Source organism: Salinimicrobium sp. TIG7-5_MAKvit (assembly GCF_049569215.1).
Taxonomy (GTDB): domain Bacteria; phylum Bacteroidota; class Bacteroidia; order Flavobacteriales; family Flavobacteriaceae; genus Salinimicrobium; species Salinimicrobium profundisediminis.
In genome coordinates this window covers 2,517,761-2,541,499 of record NZ_CP145903.1, presented here as the reverse complement: position 1 = coordinate 2,541,499, position 23,739 = coordinate 2,517,761, and the positions used below count along the sequence as shown (strand labels likewise).

At 41.7% G+C, this 23,739-nt stretch carries 24 protein-coding genes; 15 read left to right on the top strand and 9 right to left on the bottom strand.

What is annotated here, in order from left to right; all coding sequences use genetic code 11:
- Positions 1–86: 86 nt before the first annotated feature.
- The 3 genes from yaaA to V5739_RS11450 form a co-directional block, all read right to left on the bottom strand.
- A complete protein-coding gene (yaaA, locus tag V5739_RS11460) occupies positions 87–848 on the bottom strand; it encodes a peroxide stress protein YaaA (RefSeq protein ID WP_423818258.1) in 762 nt (253 codons plus the stop codon).
- Between the two features lie 104 nt (positions 849–952).
- On the bottom strand, positions 953–2,008 hold the full coding sequence (locus tag V5739_RS11455) for an RluA family pseudouridine synthase (protein WP_423818257.1): 1,056 nt from the start codon (positions 2,006–2,008) through the stop codon (positions 953–955).
- Positions 1,998–2,633, bottom strand: a complete 636-nt coding sequence (locus V5739_RS11450; protein ID WP_266067869.1) for a PASTA domain-containing protein — start codon at positions 2,631–2,633, stop codon at positions 1,998–2,000. Before V5739_RS11450 ends, V5739_RS11455 begins: the two co-directional genes overlap by 11 nt.
- A gap of 102 nt (positions 2,634–2,735) precedes the next feature.
- Here V5739_RS11450 and V5739_RS11445 point away from each other — a divergent pair, with 102 nt between their 5' ends.
- Together V5739_RS11445 and coaD are read left to right on the top strand one after the other, a co-directional pair.
- Positions 2,736–3,713: a D-alanine--D-alanine ligase gene (locus V5739_RS11445; RefSeq protein WP_423818256.1), complete on the top strand. Its 978-nt coding sequence runs from the start codon at positions 2,736–2,738 to the stop codon at positions 3,711–3,713.
- A gap of 39 nt (positions 3,714–3,752) precedes the next feature.
- Complete coding sequence (gene coaD / locus V5739_RS11440; RefSeq protein ID WP_423818255.1) at positions 3,753–4,208, top strand: pantetheine-phosphate adenylyltransferase; 456 nt, start codon at positions 3,753–3,755, stop codon at positions 4,206–4,208.
- Positions 4,209–4,306: 98 nt separating this feature from the next.
- On the opposite strand, the gene V5739_RS11435 is transcribed toward coaD, so the two are convergent.
- Positions 4,307–6,616, bottom strand: a complete 2,310-nt coding sequence (locus V5739_RS11435; protein ID WP_423818254.1) for a TonB-dependent receptor domain-containing protein — start codon at positions 6,614–6,616, stop codon at positions 4,307–4,309.
- Between the two features lie 188 nt (positions 6,617–6,804).
- Between V5739_RS11435 and V5739_RS11430 the strand changes: the two genes are divergently transcribed.
- A complete protein-coding gene (locus tag V5739_RS11430) occupies positions 6,805–8,556 on the top strand; it encodes a M14 family metallopeptidase (protein WP_423818253.1) in 1,752 nt (583 codons plus the stop codon).
- Here V5739_RS11430 and V5739_RS11425 read toward each other — a convergent pair.
- Positions 8,518–9,147 (bottom strand): NUDIX hydrolase, encoded by a 630-nt coding sequence (locus V5739_RS11425; RefSeq protein ID WP_266067874.1) that lies wholly within the window; start codon positions 9,145–9,147, stop codon positions 8,518–8,520. The two genes, V5739_RS11430 and V5739_RS11425, sit on opposite strands and share 39 nt — an antisense overlap.
- Positions 9,148–9,154: 7 nt before the next feature.
- On the opposite strand from V5739_RS11425, the gene pyrE reads away from it, so the two are divergent.
- Positions 9,155–9,796, top strand: coding sequence for an orotate phosphoribosyltransferase (pyrE, locus tag V5739_RS11420; protein WP_423818252.1), 642 nt, complete (start codon positions 9,155–9,157; stop codon positions 9,794–9,796).
- A gap of 3 nt (positions 9,797–9,799) precedes the next feature.
- A complete protein-coding gene (locus V5739_RS11415) occupies positions 9,800–10,192 on the top strand; it encodes an SRPBCC family protein (protein ID WP_423818251.1) in 393 nt (130 codons plus the stop codon).
- Here the strand turns inward: V5739_RS11415 and V5739_RS11410 are convergent.
- Positions 10,189–10,923 (bottom strand): biotin--[acetyl-CoA-carboxylase] ligase, encoded by a 735-nt coding sequence (locus V5739_RS11410; RefSeq protein WP_423818250.1) that lies wholly within the window; start codon positions 10,921–10,923, stop codon positions 10,189–10,191. The genes V5739_RS11415 and V5739_RS11410 overlap by 4 nt on opposite strands.
- A 94-nt stretch (positions 10,924–11,017) precedes the next feature.
- Between V5739_RS11410 and rsfS the strand changes: the two genes are divergently transcribed.
- The 6 genes from rsfS to V5739_RS11380 all read left to right on the top strand — a co-directional run bounded on the left by rsfS (position 11,018) and on the right by V5739_RS11380 (position 15,895).
- Entirely contained in the window at positions 11,018–11,389 is a 372-nt protein-coding gene (gene rsfS / locus V5739_RS11405) for a ribosome silencing factor (RefSeq protein ID WP_423818249.1), read from the top strand.
- Positions 11,390–11,406: 17 nt separating this feature from the next.
- Positions 11,407–13,458 (top strand): ATP-dependent zinc metalloprotease FtsH, encoded by a 2,052-nt coding sequence (gene ftsH, locus V5739_RS11400; protein WP_423818248.1) that lies wholly within the window; start codon positions 11,407–11,409, stop codon positions 13,456–13,458.
- A 100-nt stretch (positions 13,459–13,558) separates the two neighbouring features.
- The gene (locus V5739_RS11395; RefSeq protein WP_266067880.1) at positions 13,559–14,170 is read left to right on the top strand and encodes an LUD domain-containing protein; all 612 of its coding nucleotides are present in this window, start codon (positions 13,559–13,561) and stop codon (positions 14,168–14,170) included.
- Position 14,171: 1 nt separating this feature from the next.
- Entirely contained in the window at positions 14,172–14,975 is an 804-nt protein-coding gene (locus tag V5739_RS11390) for a phosphatidate cytidylyltransferase (RefSeq protein WP_423818247.1), read from the top strand.
- A complete protein-coding gene (locus V5739_RS11385; RefSeq protein ID WP_423818246.1) occupies positions 14,965–15,618 on the top strand; it encodes a phosphatidylserine decarboxylase family protein in 654 nt (217 codons plus the stop codon). Before V5739_RS11390 ends, V5739_RS11385 begins: the two co-directional genes overlap by 11 nt.
- Positions 15,587–15,895: an acyl-CoA-binding protein gene (locus V5739_RS11380; protein ID WP_345597361.1), complete on the top strand. Its 309-nt coding sequence runs from the start codon at positions 15,587–15,589 to the stop codon at positions 15,893–15,895. Before V5739_RS11385 ends, V5739_RS11380 begins: the two co-directional genes overlap by 32 nt.
- Before the next feature lie 149 nt (positions 15,896–16,044).
- On the opposite strand, the gene V5739_RS11375 is transcribed toward V5739_RS11380, so the two are convergent.
- Positions 16,045–18,675 (bottom strand): valine--tRNA ligase, encoded by a 2,631-nt coding sequence (locus V5739_RS11375; protein ID WP_423818245.1) that lies wholly within the window; start codon positions 18,673–18,675, stop codon positions 16,045–16,047.
- Positions 18,676–18,816: 141 nt separating this feature from the next.
- Here V5739_RS11375 and V5739_RS11370 point away from each other — a divergent pair, with 141 nt between their 5' ends.
- From V5739_RS11370 to murB, 3 genes are all read left to right on the top strand, one after another.
- The gene (locus tag V5739_RS11370; RefSeq protein ID WP_423818244.1) at positions 18,817–19,188 is read left to right on the top strand and encodes a DUF1573 domain-containing protein; all 372 of its coding nucleotides are present in this window, start codon (positions 18,817–18,819) and stop codon (positions 19,186–19,188) included.
- A gap of 530 nt (positions 19,189–19,718) precedes the next feature.
- Positions 19,719–20,909: a pyridoxal phosphate-dependent aminotransferase gene (locus V5739_RS11365; RefSeq protein WP_423818243.1), complete on the top strand. Its 1,191-nt coding sequence runs from the start codon at positions 19,719–19,721 to the stop codon at positions 20,907–20,909.
- On the top strand, positions 20,909–21,922 hold the full coding sequence (gene murB / locus V5739_RS11360; RefSeq protein WP_423818242.1) for a UDP-N-acetylmuramate dehydrogenase: 1,014 nt from the start codon (positions 20,909–20,911) through the stop codon (positions 21,920–21,922). Before V5739_RS11365 ends, murB begins: the two co-directional genes overlap by 1 nt.
- A gap of 70 nt (positions 21,923–21,992) precedes the next feature.
- Here the strand turns inward: murB and V5739_RS11355 are convergent, their stop codons facing one another.
- Together V5739_RS11355 and V5739_RS11350 are read right to left on the bottom strand one after the other, a co-directional pair.
- On the bottom strand, positions 21,993–22,604 hold the full coding sequence (locus tag V5739_RS11355) for a fasciclin domain-containing protein (RefSeq protein ID WP_423818241.1): 612 nt from the start codon (positions 22,602–22,604) through the stop codon (positions 21,993–21,995).
- A 107-nt stretch (positions 22,605–22,711) separates the two neighbouring features.
- A complete protein-coding gene (locus V5739_RS11350; protein ID WP_423818240.1) occupies positions 22,712–23,350 on the bottom strand; it encodes a fasciclin domain-containing protein in 639 nt (212 codons plus the stop codon).
- A 168-nt stretch (positions 23,351–23,518) separates the two neighbouring features.
- Between V5739_RS11350 and V5739_RS11345 the strand changes: the two genes are divergently transcribed.
- Positions 23,519–23,725: a membrane or secreted protein gene (locus V5739_RS11345; RefSeq protein ID WP_266067889.1), complete on the top strand. Its 207-nt coding sequence runs from the start codon at positions 23,519–23,521 to the stop codon at positions 23,723–23,725.
- The last annotated feature ends 14 nt before the right edge of the window (positions 23,726–23,739 follow it).

Sequence of the window (23,739 nt, the reverse complement as noted above, 5' to 3'; positions counted from 1 at the left end):
GAACCTTATGCAGGTTCAGAAATTAAAAAGAAAAAAGCGGTGAGACACCGCTTTTTTAAATACTTTAACAATTCCTGCTGCTGAAGCTATCTGGTAAAAACCGGCTCGTTTTCATTGGTAGTTTCTTCAGCCGAAAATCTATAGCCATCGCCATCAAAAGCTTTGAGCTGGTCAAGTGTCTGGGCTTCAGATTCAATTAGAAATCTGGCCATAGTACCACGGGCTTTTTTAGCAAAAAAACTGATGATCTTTAATTTTCCATTCTTAAAGTCTTTAAACACCGGTGAAATGACCTGCACCTTTAGTTTTGAGGCATCTACAGCTTTAAAATACTCCTGACTGGCAAGATTCACAAAAAGTTCATCTTCTTTAAGTTCATTGTTCAAATAACTGGTCACCTTCTCCTGCCACACTTCATAAAGGTTCTTCTTTCGGTTTACCGGCAATGAAGTTCCCATTTCCAGGCGGTACGGCTGAATAAGATCCAGCGGCCTTAAAATTCCGTAGTAGCCCGAAAGGATCCGCAGGGAATCCTGCATAAAATCGATTTTTTCAGTAGGAATGGTATAAGCATCAAGCCCGGTATAAACATCTCCGGCAAAGGCGTAGACTGCAGGCCGGGAGTTTTGTTTGTTATGTTCTTCAGAAAATTCCTGATAGCGGTTGTAATTGAGATCGGCCAGCTTATCGCTAATGCTCATAAGATCGGCGATTTCTTTTTTAGACATGCGCGAAAGCTTCCGGTTGATGCCGGCTGTGGTTTCCAGAAATGACGGTTGGGTTCCTCTGGTGGTTGGCAGTTTAGATTTGTAGTCGAGGGTTTTGGCGGGCGATACAACTATTTTCATGGAATGCTCTTAAGAAATTTTCTATTACCCCTCAAAAATATCAAATCCCGACAAGATTTCCTGCCGGGATCGTTTATTCCTTTTGATAGGCCTATCAAAAAAGCTTATTCATCAATGAATTCTTTCTGATTTTTAGCATAATTCCTCCAACGCTCTATACAATCCTGCATATCTTGTGGCACAGGAGAATCAAACCTCAGCCACTCGCCTGTTTCAGGATGTTTGAAACCCAGTGTTTTTGCATGCAGTGCCTGCCTGGGCAGCACTTTAAAGCAGTTGTCTACAAACTGTTTGTATTTTGTAAAAGTTGTACCTTTCAAAATCTTATCACCACCATAGCGCTCATCATTAAAGAGCGTGTGGCCAATGTACTTCATGTGAACCCTTATTTGATGGGTTCTCCCGGTTTCAAGCTGGCAGGAAACCAAAGTTACGTAACCAAGCCTTTCCAGGACGTTGAAATGCGTTACCGCCGGCTTTCCTTTATCTTCATCATCTCCCAAATACACTGTGTTTTGCAGCCTGTTCTTGGGGTGACGACCAATATTGCCTTCAACCGTACCTTCATCCTCTTCAACATTTCCCCAAACAAGAGCCACATACTCGCGCTCGCTACTTTTGTCAAAGAACTGTTTTGCCAGTTTGGTCATTGCTTTTTCGGTCTTTGCAATAACAAGGAGTCCGCTGGTATCTTTGTCAATCCTGTGTACAAGTCCGGGGCGTTCATCGCTGTTTTGCGGCAGATTTTCAAAGTGGTAAACCAGCGCATTAATAAGTGTGCCGCTGTAGTTCCCATGGCCGGGATGCACCACCATACCTGCTGGTTTGTTGACCACAAGCAGGGAATCGTCTTCATAGACAATATCAAGCGGAATATCCTCTGGCGTTAGCAGGAATTCATAAGGCGGATGCTCAAAAAGCACCTGTACCACATCTCCCGGCTTTACCTTATAATTAGATTTTACGGGAACCTCATTCACGTGAATATTGCCTTCTTTAGCCGCAGTTTGAATTTTATTACGAGTGGCCTTTTCGATATAATTCATCAGGAATTTATCTACCCGCAATGGCTGCTGGCCTTTATCGGCTACAAACCTGTGGTGTTCATACAGGTCATCATCGTTCTCTTCGGGTTCGGGGTTATTATTTTCAGAAATCATATTCTTCGTCTTCCAGGTCGTTCAAAATTGGGTCTTGTGCGGTACTATCCTCTTCTTCTTCCATTCCATATCTCCTGGAGCCATCGGCAAGCACAAGGTCAATTTTTGAAGTTTTCATCAGTTTCATTCCCGGTTCCAGCAATTGGCCTCTGTGACGCATTTCGAGCACCACATCTTTAGCAACATCGGGTTTATATGTAATTGTTCCTATTTCAAAACCCAGGGAACGCAAGGTTGGCTCTACCTGCCTGCGCGTTCTTCGGATAAGATTTTCAGGGATTTCAACTTTCGTAAATCCTGAAGGATTGAGCGTCAAATAGATCTTTCGGTTCTCCTTCACCTCTTTCCCCGGAAGCGGCACCTGATCTATCACCGAGTACGGCGGAAAGTCGGGGTTATAATTGGCAGAATCCAGAATTTCCCTGCGCAGGTCGAGCTCTGCAAGTTGTTCATCAACCTTATCCAGGGACAAACGTTCCAGGTTGGGTACGGTAATTCTTTGGTCTTGATTTGTAGAATAATCGAGCCATTGAAGTATAATAAAGGCGATTAAAACTACCGCAAATACAGCCAAAACCAATTGAATAAGAAAGGTTTTGCTAAAGAGAAATCGGAAGAAACTCATAGTTTAATTTAAAAGGCAAAGATATAAAATCAGGCGGTTTTGCAGACATTCATTTATTAGTCGCTATTTTTGCTAACGAAAATAATTGGGCGATATTAAATTATGAAGAAAAATGTAGCCATAGCCATGGGCGGCTTCTCCAGCGAATACCGTATATCTATTAACAGCGGTAATGTTGTTTACAAAAACCTTGATCGCAGTAAGTACAACCCTTACCGGGTACATATCCTGCAAAAAGAATGGTTTGTCATTGGAGAAAATGACACACCTTACCCCATAAACCGCAGCAATTTCACCGTCACAATTGATGGGCAGTTAATCACTTTTGATTGCGTTTTTAATACCATTCACGGCACACCTGGTGAAAATGGTCTTTTACAGGCCTATCTCGAGTTGCTCGACATTCCGCAGACTTCCTGCGATTTCTACCAGTCGGCACTCACTTTTAATAAAAGAGACCTTATTAGCGTTCTCAAGCCCTTCGGAATAAAAACTGCTGAAAATTATTTCGTCGATAAAGGAGATGAAGTTGATCCCGATGAAATTATTGCCAAAGTTGGTTTGCCGTGCTTTGTGAAAGCCAATAAAGCCGGAAGTAGCTTCGGAATTACCAAAGTGAAATCGCGGGATCAAATCATTCCCGCCACAAAATTTGCTTTTAAGGAAGATAACGAGATCATTATTGAGTCATTTCTCGATGGCACCGAAGTTTCGGTTGGAGTGATTACTCACTACGATGAGATTCTCGCGCTGCCGGTCACCGAAATTGTTTCTGAAAATGAGTTTTTTGACTATGAAGCCAAATACCTCGGAAAATCTCAGGAGATCACCCCTGCCCGAATTTCAGAAGAACAAACCAAAAAGGTACAGGAAATAGCAAAACTCATTTACCGAAAGCTAAAAATGAAAGGCTTTTCGAGATCTGAATTTATTTTCCACAACAACGAACCACATTTTATTGAAATGAATACCAACCCGGGGCTCAGTGAAGCCAGTATTCTGCCACAGCAGGCCCAGGCGGCAGGCATTTCTTTAAAAGAACTTTTTGGCAGTGCTATTGAAACTGCCTTGAAATCTTAGGTATCCAAAAATGTCTATTTTAGAGTAAATTTTTTCAGAATGAAAACAGCAGTTTTTCCCGGTTCTTTTGATCCCATCACCCTGGGACATGTTGATATCATTAACCGCGGACTCCCACTTTTTGACCAGGTCATCCTGGCAATTGGAACAAATTCAGACAAAAAATATATGTTCTCTCTCGAAGAGCGGGTCAGGTTTTTGGAAGAGACCTATAAAGATGAACCAAAGATCAAGGTGATGACCTACAAAGGCATGACCGTAGATTTTTGCAGGAAACAAAACGCCGGATTCATCCTACGCGGCCTTCGTAATGCCATTGACCTGGAATTTGAAAAGAGCATTGGCCAGACCAACTTTAAAATGAGCGGAGTAGAAACCCTTTTCTTTATCACTTCCTCCGGAAAAAGCCATATTTCCTCAACCGTTGTTCGCGATGTGATTCGCAATGGCGGAGACTATCATTTTATGGTACCAGATGCCGTTTCAAAGGAATAAGGAATATTGTTTATTGAATATTTTATTATTATTTATTTTTTGTGGTTTAAAAGGAATACTGCTTACTATTGATTGATAATTGCTAATTGTTCATTGATTTAAAACTTATATCCCACCGCTAAACCACCATAAAAATTACGGGGCATTCCGGGATAGAAGTAGCGCGGGGCATTACCGCCAAAACCTACTGCATTTGGTATTACCGAAGCCGCATAATGTTCATCAAGCGCATTGTTCACACCCCCAAAAATTTCCAAATCCCAGTTCTTATTTATGGAAGTATTGATCATTTCCAGTGGTTCCAGGGCGAGTTTGAAATGCAGGAGGTCGTAATGACTCCTGAATTCGGTATTTGCATCATTTAAAGGCATTTCCCCTTCAAACTGGTATGTAGTTCGCAGGGTTAAACCAAAGGAAGTGACAATGTCAAGCCCGGCATTTACAGTTTCCTGCGGCACTGCCGGAAGATCGTTGCCGGAAAAATCTTCTTCCTCATCTATAAATTTGTTAAATTCGAAGGAATTGTATGCTGCATTGACAAAGGTGCGTGCCCGTACATTTGCTGAAACAGGGAAATTGTAATTGAGCAACAATTCTATTCCGTTGTGGCCAGTTTTTCCGGCGTTGCGGCCAATGTACCGGTCTTCGGCCACTCGTTCGGCTACTAACAGATTTTTCACCTGGATTGAAAACGCGATAATTTCAGCATAGAGTCGGTTGTTTAGGAAGTTTCCTTTGAAGCCCAGCTCGTAATTAATTCCGGTTTCGGGTTTGAGGTTAGTATTGATCAAACCCTCCGGAGTAAGTGTTTCGGCTACCGTGGGAGTAGAAAATCCGTGACTTACCGAAGCATATAAATTTTTACCCGGGGTTACTGTGTAAACGGCACCAATCCTGGGTGACAGCACTTCCTTAAAACTGTAGGCTCCACTTTGGTCTACATCGTCTTCCTCATAAAGATCGCTCAGCTCGTAAGAAGTGGCGTTGAGATTTAATCCGGCTTCCAGTTTAAGCCGCGAGGTCACCTCCTGGTTCCATTGAAGAAATATATTATAGTAACGCCTGTCCTGCTCGTTATGGCTTAAATAACTACCGGGCACACTGCCCTTATCTTCAAACTGCTCATACAGGTTCTCAAAAGTGGCAATATCATACCACTCGTTATAGAATTCCACACCAAAGCTCACTTGTGCAGGGGCTCCAAAAAAGTCTTTTTCAAGACTGAATTTTGTCCTTGCCCCCAAAGCTGACTGCCCTTCGTTAAGGATATCAAACGGCCTTGGCTCATACGCATCCCTAAAACTGCCGTAAACACTGGTGATATTTGAAAAATCTTCCGAAAAACGATAGTCATAGGAGAACCCAAGTAGACCTTTGTCGTAAGATTCGTAGCCTTTGGGCGCAGCCCAGGTAAAAGCCGCCGAAGAAGGATCTTTAAGAAAAGTCTCCCGGTTTACCGAACTCGGAATGAATGCTTTTAAGCGCACAAAATTTCCCAGTACCGATAATTCTCCATTTTTTCCTGCCAGCACCTGCCCAAAAAGGGTAAAAGAATCCCTGTCATAAGCCGAATTATCACGCCAGCCATCGGTTTCCACATGATTGTAAGTGGCAGTGATGTTGGCCGATTTTGAAGCGTGAGCTGCCCGGGCAGTTCCCCTAAAAAGGCCATAGCTTCCAAAAGTGCCTTTTACATCAGCCTTTGTTCCCTGCTCCATGTCACGGGCAGGAAAAAGAGTGATCACTCCGCCAAGACCTGCGCCATAAACACTTGATGTAGGTCCTTTTATAATTTCTATGCGCTCCAGAGCGGCAGGATCGAGGTCGTCTAGCGTCGTTTCCCCTTCGGCGCTGGTAATTGGAATTTCCATAAAATAGGCCTTTACCCGGTTTGTGCTGTACTGCGAGCGGGCACCCACCCCGCGAATGCTCATTTTATTGGTGTTTAAAGCCCCCTGGTGCACATTCACGCCCGGCACAATACTTATATTCTGCATCACATTAGTTTCATCAAACCTTTGCAGCTCTTCTTCGCTTAATACTGAAACCGACGCCGGAGTTTGCAATAATTGCTTCGGAATTATGGTACTTCGCAGCACAACTTCAGACAGGGAACCTTCGGAAGGTGCAAGAACCACAAAAAGATCTTCGGAAGAAGAGCTGGCCAGCAGTATTTTTCGGCCGTAGCCGGGAGCTTCAAAAATGAGGTTTACAGGCAGCCCTTCCGCAGTAAAATTGAATACGCCTGAAGCATCTGTAAAAACAGCTTCAGAAGATTCTCCTGACGTAATTTTGACATTTTCAAGAGGTTTATTGGTAAAGGCATCAGTTACTTTTCCGCTAATTTGCTGCGCAGAGAGCTTTCCGAAGAAAAATATAGCGAATACCAGGAACAGATATTTTTTCAAGAGTTTCGTTTTAGTTAGTGACCGGGAAGGGGTGTCAAAAATGGCATTTTTGACACCTTTTTCTTCCGAAGAAATGGGCTTTACGAATTTAAGCTTTTTATCATGTTCTGGAAAACCTGCTTAATTCTTAGCAATACTTTATGCTTTTGAAGTTTTTCTTTATGTTTACGGCGGTTAAAATTCCCTGCATGAAAAAAATACTGGTTTTGGCAGTAATTGCCATTGGCCTTAGCTCCTGCGATTTTTCGAACTATATACTGGAGCAGGATTATGATTTCACCACTGTTTTTGAAAAATCGGGAGGAACAGAGACTGCTACCTACCCCGAGATCATTGACTTTTACGAAGATCTTGCCGCGGTGTACCCCAGCATTAATCTGGAGCGCATTGGAGAAACCGATAGTGGCGAACCCCTACACCTGGTGACTTACAGCCGTAACAAATCTTTTGATTTTGAAAGCCTTCGCGAAGACCATAGCATAGTAATGATCAATAACGGCATACACCCGGGCGAGAGCGACGGGATTGATGCCACCATGATGTTGTTTAGAGATCTTGCACAAGATTCTATAAGCCTGCCTGAAAACACGGTGATTGCGGCAATCCCGGTGTACAACGTTGGCGGCGCGCTTAACCGCAACTCCTTTTCCCGTACTAACCAGTATGGGCCTAAAGCTTATGGTTTTCGTGGAAATGCAAGAAATTATGACCTCAACCGCGACTTTATAAAAGCCGACACCCGAAACACCCGTAGCTTTTACGAGATCTTTCACAAGGTAGACCCCGATCTTTTTATTGACACCCATGTGAGTAATGGCGCCGATTACCAGTACACCCTTACCCATGTAATTACACAGCACGACCAGATGGGAGGAGCTTTGGGAAATTATATCAAAAAAGATCTAAGGCCCGCCGTTGAAGAGGCCCTGAAGAAAAAAGACTGGGAAATGACTCCTTACGTGAATGTGTTTGGAGATGTGCCCGACAAAGGTTTTACGCAATTTCTTGACACCCCGCGCTACTCGACCGGGTATGCTGCCCTTTGGAACACTCCCGGAATAATGCTGGAGACGCACATGCTTAAGCCTTATAACAAGAGGGTTTATGGCTCTTATGAATTTCTGCGCTCCATGATAGACATTGCCGATAAAGATACCGAACTTCTTAAAAAACTGAGGGCTCAGGACACCAAAGCCTTTAAGACCAAAAGTACTTATGCTTTTGATTTTAAGGTGGACAGCAGCAGAGTTTCGGAACTACAATTTAAGGGGTATGAGGCAGAAAGGTTCCCGAGTGAAGTCACCGGATTTGAAAGATTAAAATATGACACTACCCGCCCTTTCACCAAAAAAGTAGATTACTATGATAGTTTCACGGCCTCCCGGGAAGTGAAGATTCCCCAGGGTTATATTGTGCCGCAGGCGTGGTGGCCAATCCTGGACCTACTTGAACTAAACAATGTAGAGATGGTTCCTTTTGAAAAAGACACCAGTATGGTGGTTGAAGTCTACAGGATTAAAAACTACGAAACCATAACTGCACCTTATGAAGGGCATTACCCACATTTTAATGTGGAGGTAGAAAGCAGCAGGAAAAAAGTAGATATTAAACAAGGCGATCTTTTTATTCCTATTGAACAAAAAGCAGCAAAGTACTTGCTGGCAACACTTGAGCCCCAGGCACCGGATTCCTTCTTTAACTGGAATTTCTTTGACAGCATTCTGCAGCAAAAAGAAGGCTTCTCCCCATATGTATTTGAGGAGGTAGCAAGAGAATTTCTAGACGATTATCCTGAAATTGAAAATGAGTTCCTGGCTAAAAAGAAGAACGACCCCGAATTTGCTGCCAATTGGTACGCACAACTGGACTGGATTCACAAGAAGAGTGAGCACTATGAAGTATCACATTTGCGATATCCCGTCTTTAGAGTGAGCCGGTAAAATTTCTTCGGGAAAAAGGAGTTTAATATTGGCGTAAGACTTTTTCAAAGCTTTTTGCGCCTTTTCCATACTTTTCCATTTCACTTTCTCTATCCCTTCGCTCTCTTCGGGGATGAGTTCGCCGTCATAATCGGTCCTCATTTCATACCAGTAGGTGACCTTAAGCCTGTACCGGCCTTTTCTTTGAAACACGTGATAGGTAGTTTGCAGGAATTTAGAGATTTCGAGGTTTTTCACCCCCGTCTCTTCTTCTACTTCGCGAATAGCCCCTGTCTCTATACTCTCTCTCTTTTCAACTTTCCCTTTGGGTAGATCCCACCGGCCGTTTCTAAAAATAAACAGCACCTCATCCTTTTGATTTAGTACAAATCCTCCACCGGCTGTGACTACAGGTAACTTCTTAAAAAGGTGCTTTAGAAGCTTCTCTTTTTTCTGGTGATAAAGATTAACGTAGAGCAATTTTCCCTTGTTGATCTTTTTGATAATCCTCTTTAATTTAACCTCCTTTAACGGAATAGATACATATTTCTCTCCCAAATCCTTTTCTGTTGAGAGAATAATAGGAACATCATTTACAAAAACTTTATACATTTGCAGTATGATTTTAGACAAGGAAACGGCTCGCAAAACTGCTGAGTTATTATTGCAAATTAAGGCAATAAAATTAGATGCACAACAAGGCTTTAAATGGGCCAGCGGTTGGAATTCTCCAATTTACTGTGACAATCGCATCATCTTATCTTACCCTCCCATCCGCAATTTTGTACGGGAACACATGGCACGCCAGGTAGAACAGCTTTACGGCAAAGCCGATGTTATTGCCGGGGTTGCCACAGGAGCAATAGGAATAGGGATGCTGGTAGCCGAATACCTAAGCCTGCCATTTGCTTATGTGCGCCCGGAAGCAAAATCTCACGGCCGCCAAAACCAGATTGAGGGCAAAGTTGAGGAAGGGCAAACCGTTGTGGTGATTGAAGACCTCATTAGCACCGGTAATAGCAGCTTAAATGCCGTAAAAGCACTACAGGACGCCAACCTTCAAATAAAAGGTATGCTGGCCATCTTTTCTTATGGCTTTGATACTGCAGTCCAGAATTTTAAAGATGCGAATATTGAGCTACACACCCTTAGCAACTATGAATATCTATTGGAAGTAGCCCTAAAAACAAATTATATCAATCAAGCCGAAAGCGAGGTACTAAAAAGCTGGAGAAATGATCCGGCTAACTGGAAAAAATAAGATATGGAATTACAGAGCGACAAAGTAACAGTACAAAAGAGTCAGCAGGAATTGTTCAACTTCCTTACAGACGTGAACAATTATGAGCAGATCATGCCAGAGAGCAAAGAGAAATTTCAAGTGAAAAGTCAGGACACTTTTGCTTTCGCGTTGAAAGGAATGCCAGAGATCGCACTGCAGATAAAAGAAACCCGCGAGCCAGAATATATTAAACTGGGTTCAACTTCAGACAAGTTTGATTTTTCTCTTGATGTGGAGATCCAGTCTTTAGGAGACAATCAGAGTGAAGCCCAGTTGTTTTTCCACGGAAAATTTAATACCATGATGGCTATGATGGTAAAAGGACCTTTGAAGAAATTCATTTCGAATTTAGCAGAAAACCTCGCAAAGATCTAGTAACAAAGACTAATTTCTTTTAGGTCGTATTCGGCAACCTCTTCCTCTTCCCCTTTTTGCACCAGCAATTTACCTGTTGGGCTAACATCGAGGATCATTCCTGTAAAAAGGTTGCCCTTAGGATCTTTAAAGGTAGAGGGAATTAACCTGCGAAAAAGGGCATTTTTGTAAGTGTTTAAAATTACTTCGGAGCTTTCTTCGGAAAGTTCCGAAAATCCTTTTTCAAGCTCCGCAAGTACAACATTAAGCACCTCCTCAAGACTGAATTCCTTTCTGGTGGCAGTCTTCATAGATCCTGCCTGGGGCAGATCTTCAAAGTTTTGCTGATTAACGTTTAGCCCAATCCCAATAATAGACCCCGTCACTTTACTTTCAGAAATAATATTTTCAATAAGTATACCCGCAAGTTTTCGATTAGCTGACAAGATGTCGTTTGGCCATTTTATTTTTAATCGTGGCAGGCCAAATTTTTCGAGAGCCGAAATTAGCGCAGTTGCAATAGCGGCACTCAGCACAAACTGATGGGCCGGATCTATATTTGGCCGTGGTAAAAATACCGAAAAAGTGAGGTTTTTACCATCTTCAGCACTCCAGGAAGTACCACGTTGCCCCCTGCCCTGTGTCTGTTTTTTTGCAACAACACAGGTGAGAGGTAAGTGAGGATTTTCTTTTAAAAGCTCTCGCGCAAATGAATTTGTGGAGTTGATGGCACTAACTTTGATAAGGTGCATACGAAGGATAGATAATGCAGGCGTTAAATGTTATGAAAACCAAGGTTCAAAAAACCTTAAAAAGTAATAACTTTGCGCAAAGAAAATAAATTTAATGATAAAAAAAGAAGCTAACAACGATATACTTATAGCACACATAATCAAAGGAATCGAAGAAGTAAAAGGGAATGACATTGATATTCTTGACCTTAGGGAGATAGAAAATACTGTATGCGACTACTTCATCATCTGCAATGGTACCTCAAACACACAGGTAAACGCCATTGTTAATTCCATTCAAAAAAACGTTAGTAAATCGCTTAAAGATAAACCCTGGCATATAGAGGGATCTGATAATGCCGAGTGGGTACTAATGGATTACGTGAGCGTGGTAGTACATGTTTTTCAGAAGCACATTAGAGAGTATTATGACATTGAAAGTCTTTGGGGGGATGCAAAATCCACTTCAATCAATACAAATTATTAAGAGTTAAGAAAGAACGCATGGCCAAAGAGCAACCTAAAAATAAAGAGCCAAAAAAACCAAAGTTTAGCGCATACTGGATTTATGCAGCTATTATCCTGGTGTTTTTGGGGATAAACTTCTTCAGTGATAGTGGGTTTAACGAACCTGCCAAGACCAACCCTGCCGAATTCCTGAACTATTTAGAACAGGGAGACGTAAAGAAGGTGGTTATTGTTAACCGCAATCAGGCAAAAGTATTCCTTACCGAAGAAGCCCAGGCAAAAGAAATACACCAAAAAGCAGTACAGGATGAGCTATTTCCAGGTGGAGATTCTCCCGCCTATACCTTTGAATTTGGTGATCTTCAAAACCTTGAGGATGACATAAGAGAGGTAAAAGCCGAAAACAATTTAGACACCCCAGTTGTCTTTGAAACCCATCAAAATGTTTGGGGCGATATATTACTTACCCTGTTGCCATTTATTCTGATTATTGGAATATGGATCTTCATCATGCGTCGTATGAGCGGTGGAGCCGGTGGCGGTGCAGGCGGACAGATTTTTAACATAGGAAAATCAAAAGCCAAGCTCTTTGATCAAAATACCGACGTTAAAGTTTCTTTTAAAGATGTGGCCGGTCTTGAAGGAGCCAAGGAAGAAGTACAGGAAATAGTAGATTTCCTTAAAACTCCAGATAAATATACCTCCCTGGGAGGAAAAATACCAAAAGGTGCTTTACTTGTAGGACCTCCGGGAACCGGTAAGACCTTACTTGCAAAAGCTGTGGCAGGAGAAGCCAAAGTTCCTTTCTTCTCACTTTCAGGATCTGACTTTGTGGAGATGTTTGTAGGTGTTGGAGCTTCGAGGGTAAGAGACCTGTTTAAACAGGCAAAAGAAAAATCTCCAGCTATTATCTTTATTGATGAGATTGATGCTATAGGTCGTGCCCGCGGAAAAAGTAATTTCTCGGGATCTAACGACGAGCGTGAGAACACCTTAAACCAGCTCCTTACAGAAATGGATGGTTTTGGAACCAACACCAATGTAATCGTACTGGCAGCTACCAACCGTGCCGATGTGCTTGACAAAGCCCTAATGCGCGCCGGAAGGTTTGACAGACAGATCTATGTTGACCTGCCTGATGTTAGGGAGAGAAAAGAAATATTTGAAGTACACCTTCGCCCGCTAAAGAAAGTGGCCGACGAGTTAGATACTGAGTTCATGGCAAAACAGACTCCTGGATTCTCGGGTGCCGATATTGCCAACGTATGTAACGAGGCTGCATTAATTGCTGCACGTAATAGTAAAACCGCTGTTGGAAAACAGGATTTTCTGGATGCAGTAGATCGTATTGTGGGTGGTCTTGAGAAAAAGAACAAGATCATCACTCCAGAGGAGAAGCAAGCCATCGCTTTCCACGAGGCAGGACATGCAACCGTTAGCTGGATACTGGAGCACGCCGCTCCTCTTGTAAAGGTTACCATCGTACCTCGCGGGCAATCGCTTGGAGCTGCATGGTATCTCCCTGAAGAAAGGCTTATTGTGAGACCAGAACAGATGCTTGATGAAATGTGTGCAGCCCTGGGAGGACGGGCAGCCGAAAAGGTAATTTTCAACAAAATCTCAACCGGAGCTCTTAGCGACCTGGAAAAAGTTACCAAACAGGCCCGTGCCATGGTGACCGTGTATGGATTAAATGATAAGGTAGGAAACCTCACTTATCATGATTCTTCAGGCCAGAGTGAATATAATTTCACCAAGCCTTACAGTGAGAAAACTTCAGAATTAATAGACAAGGAGATCTCAAACCTTATTGAAGAGCAGTATCAAAGAGCTATTAAACTTCTTGAGGACAATAAAGACAAGCTTACCAGGCTAGCCGAGATTCTCCTGGAAAAAGAAGTTATATTCAAAGATAACCTCGAGGAGATCTTCGGAAAAAGGCCTTTTAAGAGCCGTGACGAGATCATGAATGGCAACAGCCAGGAAAAAACTGTGCCTGTACAGGAAGAAACTGTTACCGAAAAAATAATTCCCGGTAGCACACCAGGTTCAGAAGCGCAGGACACTTCGACTTCCGAAGGAAAATAATCTACAATCCTATCAGTAAAAAATCTTAACTTATCCTAATCTGTAAGTTAAGATTTTTTACCTTTGGGTGAAATGCTACCTTGAGTAATCAGAAACCTATATGAGTCTATTTAGAAACTTTTTGAACCCTAAATCTAAATCAGACAAAGGTCAGGATAAAGTAGAAAGTTCTGACCGTAGCAAGTATATGCCAGATGTTAAGCTCCCTACCGATGAGCGTTTTATGCTCAATTTCAAAAACAACGGCGGCAAATTTCTTTATTGTGAGAGTAATGAAGAATTGATAGAGACGTTTGAAAACATCATGTTGGAGAATGATTGGTATGAAAAAGAAACTTGTTGTTTTGATCAGAATTTACGGGATAAATTTTCCGACCAGAATTTAGAATTCACTAATTCCGGCGAAGCAGCTTTTTTTCTTAGCACCTGCGAATATCTTATTGCCAATGATGGCTCTATCCTTATTTCCTCAAACCAAATCAAGGAAAAGAAGCTTAAAGAATTACCCTATAATTTTGTTATCCTTGCCTCTACCAGCAAGCTCGTTGACGCCATTGGCGAAGGCTTAAGAGGCATTAAGTTTAAAAATAAAGACCGTATTCCTTCAAATATTACCACCATCAAGAATTTTGAGAACAACAAAGAAGGGGATTTCATGAGCTACGGAAGTAGTACAAAAAACCTATATTTGCTGCTTCTGGAAGATCTGTAATATGAAGGAAAACATTATTCGGGGTTTATCGGGGGTCATGTATGTATCCATTCTTGTGGTCTCCATATTTGCATCCGAATTCGCCTTCACCACACTTTTCCTGTTATTTGGTGTTATTTGTCTTCGGGAACTTCAAAGACTTTTACATTTAAAGAGTTTCCTGGGATATTTTCTTCTCATCGGGTTGTTCTATATTTTCAGCTATATGCGCTGGAGCCCGTATGGCACTTCCCTACTCTTACTCATCACCATATTCGTGAACCTGTTTCTTGTCAAAGATCTTATGCTGGTGAACAAAATTCCCCTTTTTGAGAAGAAAAAGTATGTGATCATCATTTTTTACCTCATAGCCTCACTCATCTTTCTCACACTCATACCCAGCTACACAGGAGATTTTACACCCGAACTGGTAGTTGGTATATTTTCACTTATTTGGATAAACGATACTTTTGCCTATCTTGTAGGTAAGAATTTTGGAAAGAAAAAGCTCTTTGAAAGAATCTCCCCTAAAAAAACAGTCGAAGGTTTTTTGGGAGGATTGGTCTTTAGTGCAGTTGCAGCCTATTTGGTATACTTCTTCACCGGCCTTCTAAGCGTCAATGAATGGGTGGGACTGGCAGTGATTTTAAGCATTTTTGGCACTCTGGGAGATCTAATACAATCAAAGTTTAAAAGACAGGCAGGAGTGAAAGACAGCGGCAGGTTAATGCCCGGTCATGGAGGTTTGTTTGACAGGCTTGACAGCATCATTTTTGCAAGCCCTTTTGTTTATGCCTATTTACAACTAATTAACTATGTTTCATAAAGAAGGATATAAAATAATGGGAACCGCAATGATCTTATTGATCATTGTAAACCTGTTGGCACAAACTTTTATTTTCACCTATTGGATTAGGGTTGTTATCCTTATAGGATCTATCGTGCTTTTCTTCCTGGTTCTTCAGTTTTTCAGGAACCCAAAGAGAAATACCGTGGTTAATACCAAGCACGTTATTGCCCCCGTTGATGGAAAAGTGGTGGTCATTGAAGAAGTGTACGAAAAAGAATACTTTAAAGATAAACGCTTAATGGTTTCTGTTTTCATGTCTCCCATCAATGTTCACGTTACGCGGCATCCTATTGGAGGGATTGTAAAATACAGCAAGTACCATCCCGGCAAATATCTCGTGGCCTGGCACCCAAAAGCCAGTGAAGAGAACGAACGCACCACAGTAGTTGTTGAAAATGAAAGCACCGGAGAGATCCTTTACCGGCAAATTGCAGGTGCTCTTGCCAAGCGTATAGTAAATTACGCCAAAGAAGGCGAAGAAGTGGTTCAGGGTAGCGATAGCGGATTTATTAAGTTTGGCTCCAGGGTTGACGTATTTCTTCCTCTGGGCACCGAGCTTGAAGTTAAACTGAATCAAAAAGTAAAAGGTGGCATTAGTCTCATTGCAAAAGTTTCCTAATCCCGTAGCCATGACTCCCGAGGAAGTTGACAGGGAATTTTTAAGAGCTTATGAAAAAGCCAGCAGGACTTCCCAGAAGCTCCCTCCCGATCTTATGCTTAAGCTCTACGCCTACTATAAACAGGCTACAAAACATTCCCAGGCATATATCCCTTCGGGGAACAGCGACCTCAAAAATGCCTTTAAACTGAACGCCCTGCTACAGGTAAAGGGATTGACAGTTTTAGAGGCTAAAGAAGCCTACATCCAGCTGGTTGAGGAGAATATTCACGATTAACACTAATCAGGATTTTACTGAAGATTTTAATATAAATAATCAGTTTAAGCCACACCATATTTCAATTAGAACCAATATCAAAAAAAGAAAAGCCTCAAAGATTTTGAAAATCTTTGAGGCTTTTCTTTATATCTCAAATTTTGATCTCTCTAAGAAAGCGCCTTTAGACTGGCAAGGATTGCTTCAATTTTAGCTTCGGCATCAGCTTTTTTCTGCTTTTCCATATCTACCACTTTTGCAGGTGCCCCGCTCACAAACTTTTCGTTAGACAACTTTTTCTCTACCGATTTTAAAAATCCGCGGGTATAGTTCAATTCCTCTTCAAGCTTGGCTTTTTCGGCTTCAACATCAACTGCACCAGTCACAGGAATAAAATATTCATTAGACTTCACCCGGAAAGAAAGAGCTCCTTTTACTTGTTCCTGAGTATAGCCCAATAATGAGATATTTCCCATTTTCTCAATGATGGGGTCAAACGTGCTGCCAAGTTTCTCATTATTGAGTACCTGAAGTTCAATTTGATCTTTGTAAGAAATGTTCTTTTCTTTTCTAATAGTTCTTATCCCCGAAACCACTTCTGAAGCCACTACAAACTCATCTATAAGAGAAGCATCAAATTCCTCATTTTTGGGCCATGAGGAAATGATCAGGGCTTCGTTTTCATTTCGCTGCTTCATTGACTGCCATATTTCTTCTGAAACAAATGGCACGAATGGGTGAAGAACTTTAAGATTGCTCTCCAGGATCTCTGTAACAGCATCAAAAGTTGCTTTATCCATTGGCTGCCCATAAGCCGGTTTTACCATCTCAAGGAACCAGGAACAGTAATCATCCCATACCAGCTTATAAGTAGCCATTAAAGCATCACTTATACGGTACTTTTTATAGTTATCTTCAATCTCGTGCAGGCTCTTCTGAAATTTAGCCCTGTACCATTCCACAGCAATCTTTGCAGCTTCAGGTTGTTCGGCTTTGTCTGAAACTTCCCAGGTATTTACCAGCTTAAACGAATTCCAAATTTTATTTACAAATGCTGCTCCCTGCTTACATAAATCCTCTTCAAACATAAGGTCATTCCCGGCAGGGGAACTCAAGAGCATTCCTACCCTCACCCCATCGGCGCCATAAGCATCTATGAGCCCCAGGGGATCTGGGGAATTACCCAGGGATTTTGACATTTTTCTACGCTGTTTATCGCGTACAATCCCCGTTAGGTAAACATTATTAAAAGGTTTTTTATCTCTGTACTCATATCCGGCAATGATCATACGTGCTACCCAGAAAAAGAGAATCTCGGGCGCCGTTACCAGGTCATTTGTTGGATAATAGTAGTTGATCTCTTTATTATCGGGCTCAAGAATCCCGTTAAAGACACTTATTGGCCAAAGCCAGGAAGAGAACCAGGTATCAAGAGCATCTTTGTCCTGCTTAAGATTAGAGGCTGTTAATTCCTTGTTGCCCGATTTTTCTCTGGCCAGCGTTAAAGCTTCTTCAGGAGATTCGGCTACAACAAAATCTTCGTAGCCCTCTCCATAATAATATGCAGGAATTTGCTGTCCCCAAACCAACTGCCGGCTAATGTTCCAGTCGCGAACATTCTCCATCCAGTGACGGTAAGTATTTACAAATTTTTCGGGTACCAGGTTTACCTCTTTCTCCAGTACGGCATCAAGTGCGGGCCGGGCGAGTTCTTTCATTTTCAGGAACCACTGGTCACTTAGTTTTGGCTCGATCACGGCGCCGGTACGTTCACTGGTGCCCACCTTGTTTAAGTGAGTTTCGGTCTTAACCAGTATACCTTTCTCTTTCAGTTCTTCGACGATCTTTTTTCGTGCCTCAAAACGGTCCATTCCTTCATATTGCATTCCGAAGGAGTTAAGCGTAGCATCATCATGAAATATATCAATCACCTCGAGATTGTGCTTATCTCCAAGCACCTTATCATTTTCATCGTGCGCCGGGGTCACTTTTAAACAACCCGTTCCAAACTCAATATCAACATATTCATCTTCAATAATAGGAATCACGCGGTCACAAAGCGGAACAATCGCCTTTTTACCTTTTAAATGACTAAACCTTTCATCATTGGGATTAATACACACGGCAGTATCTCCCAGAATAGTTTCGGGCCGGGTAGTAGCAATAGTGAGCGTATCATTTGTTCCTTCAACTTTATACTGAAGGTAGTACAACTGCCCCTGCTGCTCCTGGTACACCACTTCTTCATCTGAAAGTGTGGTTTTCGCCTGCGGGTCCCAATTCACCATACGGTAACCGCGGTAAATATGGCCTTTGCGATAAAGATCGACAAACACTTTTTTTACCGAAGCCGACATATCATCGTCCATCGTAAACTTGGTACGGTCCCAGTCACAGGAAGCCCCAAGCTTCTTTAACTGTTCCAGGATAATCCCGCCATGCTTGTGGGTCCATTCCCATGCATGTTCCAGAAATTCTTCTCTTGAAAGGGCATTTTTATCTATTCCTTCTGCTTTTAATTTCGCAACTACCTTGGCTTCTGTAGCAATAGAGGCATGATCTGTTCCCGGCACCCAGCAGGCATTATAGCCCTGCAGCCGTGCGCGACGGATCAACACATCCTGAATGGTGTTATTGAGCATGTGCCCCATGTGCAGCACCCCAGTAACATTGGGCGGCGGAATTACGATAGTGTACGGTTCTCTTTCGTCAACTTCAGAATGAAAATAATTATTCTTCATCCAGTAATCATACCACTTGGATTCAACTTCCCGGGCTACGTAATTTGATGCTACAGACATACTTTGGTGCGGTTTTTGGAATATCTGTGCAAAAGTAATTATAACTTCAGGATTATAAAAGGCGATGCAGCCGATTGCCTTTTTATTTGCTACAATAAGCATATTAGTAGTATATTTACAATTCTGAAAAAACTAAAAACCATGAAAAAATTAATTGCAATTGCCCTTTTTGTTTTTGCAGGCTACGCTGTACAGGCGCAGGAAACGGCAAAAATCGAATTTAAGTCTGAAGTAATAGACTACGGCGAAATAGAGAAAGGCAGTGATGGCGTTCGCGTTTTTGAATTTAAAAATACCGGAAATGTTGCCCTGGTAATTACAGACGTTACTTCAAGCTGCGGATGTACTATCCCCGAAAAACCAAAAGATCCTATTGCTCCTGGAGAAACCGGGGAGATCAAAGTGAAATATGATACCAAAAGAGTAGGCCCAATTAGAAAAACCATCACCGTTTATTCTAATGCTGATATTCCTGCCAAATCAATAAAGATCAAAGGAAAAGTTCTGGAATAAAACTTTCCAAAAATGACATTTTGAGAGGTTGTTTTAAAAGCTACCACTCCGTTTTCTGAAGCATTTCAGGAAGTACCTGTAACAAGATTCAGGTTAACGGAAACAGGCTTTTAAAGCAGCCTCCTTTTATTTTCAGCAGTTTTACAAGCACAAATTGCCATTTTTGAAGGGTTTGAAGCTCTACCCTTCTCCTCCTCCTCATAAGTTTTTATGAAAAAGTTTCGCTTTCTCTAGTTCGGAAGTAAAAAAAGGCAGCTTCAAAATGCCTTTTTTGGAAGGTAAAGCGCTCTTTCATATCCTCTTTTCGCCAGTTTTGCTGAAGTATTTCCGAGAAGTACCTTATAATTTCCGCTTTAATCTGAAATTTTCAGCTTTTCAAACACCAATATCACTAAGAAACTTAATCTTCATCACAATTCATTAGCAACTCCTGATGCTTTACGCTGAATATCCTTCAGAAAGGATAAAAATCAGGAAAAATATTATTCTCAATTTAAAATTTCGCAACTTTGTAAGCCAAAATTTTAGATATGCCACATATTTCTCGTAAAGGGCAGGCTATGCCCGAATCTCCTATAAGAAAATTAGTTCCTTACGCAGAAGCTGCAATAAAAAAGGGTCGTACCATTTATCAATTGAATATTGGCCAACCCGATATTAAAACTCCTGCAAAAGCACTTGCAGCAGTCAAAAATACCGATATCGAAGTGCTTTCTTACAGCCATTCTGCCGGTTTTGAAAGCTACCGCAACAAACTGGCTAAGTACTACAGGAACCACGATATTAAGATTACGGCTAATGAATTGATCATTACCACCGGCGGATCTGAAGCTTTACTATTTACCATGGGCAGCATTTGTGATGCTGGCGATGAAGTGATCATTCCAGAGCCTTTTTACGCTAACTACAATGGCTTCGCAACAGCATCGGGGGTTACTGTAGTTCCTGTAAAATCGAAAATTGAGGACAGTTTTGCACTCCCTCCAATTTCTGAATTTGAAAAGCTCATCACTCCCAACACTAAGGCCATTCTTATTTGCAATCCGGGCAACCCAACAGGGTATCTCTACACCAAAGAAGAAATTGATCAACTGGCCGAGATCGTAAAAAAACACGATCTCTTTATTGTTGCCGATGAAGTGTACCGCGAATTTGCTTACGATGGTGCAAAACATCACTCTATTATGAGCGTACCGGGATTGGAGCAAAATGCGATCATGATAGATTCGGTTTCAAAACGCTACAGCATGTGTGGCGCACGAATTGGATGTGTAGTTTCCAAAAACACCAATTTTATGGCTACAGCCATGAAGTTTGCACAGGCACGTCTTAGCCCTCCAACCTTTGCTCAAATTGCAAGTGAAGCAGCTCTTGATACAGAACAGGAATATTTTGACGAAGTTATAGAAGAATACACTTCCAGAAGAAACACGCTCGTGCAGGGCCTTGAGAAGATTGATGGCGTAAGAGTAGCCAATCCAAAAGGCGCTTTTTATTGTATTGCTGAATTACCTGTTGCCGATGCCGAAGATTTCGCCAAATGGCTCCTGGAGAGTTTTGAAATGGATAATGAAACCATAATGATCGCTCCTGCTGCAGGTTTTTACTCTACACCAAATACCGGGACTAACCAGGTGAGGATCGCCTATGTTCTTAAAAAGGAAAATCTTATAAGGGCATTAGAAATCCTTAAAGAAGCGCTTAAGCAGTACAAGGGCTAATGAAAATGCTATCAGATATTTCCCTGAAGGCCTATAACACCTTCGGGATAGATGTTAAGGCGCGCAATTTCGTAGAAGTAACTTCTGTAGAAGAACTTCGGGAAGTTTTGAAGAACACCTATGCTTCAGAATTATTCATTCTTGGCGGCGGAAGCAATATGTTGCTCACAAAGGATGTTCAGAAAACAGTGGTTTATATAAACCTCAAGGGCATCGAAATTCTTGAGGAAAATGAGAACGACGTACTGGTAAAGGCCATGGCTGGTGAAAACTGGCATGAGTTTGTCCTGTACTGCATTGATCATTCTTTTGGCGGACTCGAAAATCTTTCCCTGATCCCTGGAAAAGTGGGAACGGCTCCAATCCAAAATATTGGCGCGTATGGTGTAGAACTCAAAGACAGCTTTGAAAGCTGCACCGCATTGGATATCCAAACGCTGCAATTAAAGACCTTTACAAAAGAAGAATGCCACTTTGGCTACAGAGATTCTATCTTTAAAAATGAGGCGAAAGGAAAGTACATTATAACGAGTGTTAGCTTCAGGCTTAGTAAGAATAATCATAAACTGAATACTACTTACGGTTCTATAGACCAGTTTCTGGAAGAAAAAGGTGTAAAAACACCTACAATAGCCAATGTTTCTGAAGCCGTTATAAGTATCCGCCAATCTAAACTGCCAAATCCGAAAGAGTTGGGCAACAGCGGAAGTTTTTTCAAGAATCCTGTAGTTTCAAAAGAAGTTTTACAAAAGCTACAACAGCAATATCCTGAAATCCCCTTTTATGAGATTGACGGGCAGCAGGTAAAGATTCCTGCAGGCTGGCTCATAGACCGCGCCGGCCTTAAAGGCTACCGTGAAGGAGATGCCGGGGTGCACAACAGGCAGGCACTGGTGCTGGTAAACTACGGAAATGCCACAGGCCTCGATATCCTTCAGCTCGCTGAAAAGATTCAGCAGAAGATCTGGGATATGTTTGGGATTGAAATTTCTCCGGAAGTAAATATCATCTAAAAAAGCATCAAAAAAGGGTTCCAAAAATGACATTTTTGGAACCCTTTTTCTTTTCTATTAACTGCTCCCCCTACTCTTCTGAAGTTATAGTCACTGTGTCAATTCCTTCAGGAAGTAATACTTTGTCTATGATAAAACCAGTACCGTTTTCAATTTCAAAGCTTTCGGTTATGTTAGCTTTCTCCCCTGTAGCACCGGTAAGCACAATTTTATCGCCCTCGAGGCTAAAAGTGATGTTTTCTCCTTCCAAAGTGGAAAGTATGAGAGTGCCATTCGCCTTTTCAATTTCCTGTTTTAGTTCTTCCCTTGTAAAATCACCTTTTACTATGTGGTATGGGATCACAGATTCGGGCGTTGTTTCTAAAATGTCATAGCCCTGCTGCCTGTAAACCCTGCTATATGCCCTGTTACTTGGGGCAAACACCATGTAAGGCTCGGTTACCAGGTCTAAAGTATCTTCCACATTCCAGGCGTTGAGACCGGTGGCAAACGTACTAAGTTCGGGGTTTCCTTCAATAGCGTCTACTGTAGCGTTCCTTTGGCGTAAATCTTCGACACCTTCTTCAAAATTCTCTTCCTGCACCTCAAGGGTTACATCATCTGTCTTGGTTTCATTGTTCTTACATGCGCCAAGCAGAATCATCACAAATCCGCTTAACATCATTATATTCCTAATGTTCATAGTATCAATATTTTTCAGGTTCTATTTAATTTAATAAAAAAGCAGTGGAGAGCCGAACATTTATTATAATCCTGAGTTAAAAATATCTTCTTCCGAAGCAAGATTTTTTATCCCCCGATTTCACCGGCACCGTTGTCCTGACGTTTTTCACCGGGCTGTAACACATTATCGATGATGTGGTAAACACCGTAGTACTCGTCCATATTTGAAGTCACAATAGAAGCTTTATTGCCCAACACATCGGTCAGTACAATTTTGTCACCTTCAAGGGTAGCCCAGAGCTTTTCACCCAAAGCGGTTCTAAACTCGTACCTGTCATTTTCTGAAGCCCTGATCCTTTCCCGAAGATAATCTACGGTCATCTCACCTTCTACCATGTAATAACGCATAAGATCGGCGTTAGACGTGAGACTGTCGGTATCGGGATTCATTTGCCTGGCAGGGATACGGTCATATGCGGCGTTTGAAGGGGCAAAAATGGTATAAATACCTTCCTTTCCTTCAAATTCTTCTTCAAGGCCAGATCTCTGAAATTCTTCAGTAAAAGCAGACAGCTCATCATTCTCGCGCATTTTAGCCAACATGTAACTTCTCGGCATTGGCCGGTCTGAGCTGCTTAATTCATCTTTCTTTTCTTCCGCAGGGATAATATCAACTTCTGAATCCATTTTATTTTCTTTATCCTGACAGGATATAAGTCCGGCAAAAAGAAAAATGATCAGAATCTTTGGTAATTTGTATTGCATATCGTGTTGTTTTTTAAGCTTTACCTGCAATTTATTACCTTAAAAATCCATTACCTCTCCCAGGGCACTAAATTTTAGTTAAAATTGTGGTAATGAAGCCTTAAGAAAAAAATCCTATTCCCTTCTTATAGTGGTCATTATTCGTTATTTTTGCACAAAATTCTATTTATGGAACTCATATTAATCACCATAGTACTTTTAGGACTGGCTGTTGCCGGGATTGCCATTAAGATTTGGGGAAAGAAAGATGGAAAATTTAGTGGGACCTGTGCCAGTCAAAGCCCTTTTCTTAACAAGGAAGGAGAAGCCTGCAGTTACTGCGGAAAACTTCCCGATGAAGCAAAAGATTGTGATCAACCTCAACCGGTAAAATAATTCCCACCACATAA